The following is a 1,108-nucleotide window of genomic DNA, read 5'->3' as shown; positions in this document are numbered from 1 at the left end:
TCGGCACGAGCGCGACCGACGTGCGCAGGAAACGGCGGCGCGAGTTGGGTTTGTCAGGTGACGTGGACATGGTCGGATGTTGATCGTTGGGGATCGGGGCCCGGACGCGCGCACTCCGCATGCGGTACGTCCGGGATGGCAGCCATGCCGCACGCGGCTGGCCGTCCTGTTGTTTCGTCTGTTGCGAACAACCTCGATGCAGGCACCGCTCGTGCAACGCGCAGCAGCGCCTTCATGCAACCGCGCAGCGCGCCGGTTCAGGCTGCGCCGCACGGATCGACCTCTCACGGGCCTTATCGTCTGACAAATACCGGCATCTGCCCGTATTTGCCCCTCATCGCTCATGACCCTCATTCAACTTAGACGTCACGTTTGCCGACAGCAAGCGCGACGTGCACGACCCTCTTTCGGATCCGGCGACAAGTGCCGCGGATTATATATGGAACCGGTTCCAATAAAAGACGCGCCAATGCAATTCAATGCATTGAAAATCGCAACAATTGAAAAATCCGGAAGCTGGAACACGCAAGGATCGCGCGATTACCGGTCGATGCGGGTATCAGGCAGAGGATTGTTGTGTGTCGAGCGCTGCCGAAGGCTGTCTCTTTCCAGCCACACGGGGTAGCCGAGGGGGCCGGTTTGCATGTCGGCCTGGCAGCCGCCGCGCCTCATGCGTACCTGGAAGAAAGAACTGCCGGTGCCCGTCATCACGGGCATCGGTCGGCGGACCTCCGGACGGCGCTGGCCGTCGGCACGCGCAACGACGCGCCCGTTTCGAGGTCGAGGCACCGCGCATGCATCGGCAAGGCCACCCGCGCTTCGTCGCCGAAAACGGCGCAGGGCTGACCGACGCCGTGCCGGCGGGATTCCTTATGGAGAGGGGTACGCCAGCGCGCCGGGACGCGCGCTCACCACGGCCAGAACATCGACGCGATGGACAGCGACAGTGCCGCGCAAAGCGGCGAGTAATACAACGTGTCCATCCGCGCGAAACGCGACCCGCGAATCCGCTTGAAGAAGCCGACGTAACGGAAATCGCCGACGGCCCGCACCGCGAAGATCAATGCGAGCGCAACGACCGCGAACGTGATCGAGCCGTGATACGGGT

The 1,108-nt window shown here is 63.4% G+C and carries 1 protein-coding gene and 1 pseudogene; both read right to left on the bottom strand.

The window, feature by feature from the left end; translation table 11 throughout:
- Window positions 1-142: pseudogene (locus JYJ84_RS38190) on the bottom strand (gluconate 2-dehydrogenase subunit 3 family protein); the annotation flags it as partial.
- Window positions 143-908: 766 nt separating this feature from the next.
- On the bottom strand, window positions 909-1,108 hold a 200-nt coding region (locus tag JYJ84_RS37260), incomplete at its 5' end, for a DUF3995 domain-containing protein (protein ID WP_205190355.1).

Origin of the sequence: Burkholderia sp. LMG 13014, from assembly GCF_905232215.1 — a bacterium.
Lineage (GTDB): Bacteria > Pseudomonadota > Gammaproteobacteria > Burkholderiales > Burkholderiaceae > Burkholderia.
Note: the sequence above shows the minus strand (reverse complement) of the source record. Positions and strands in the feature narration are given on the sequence as shown.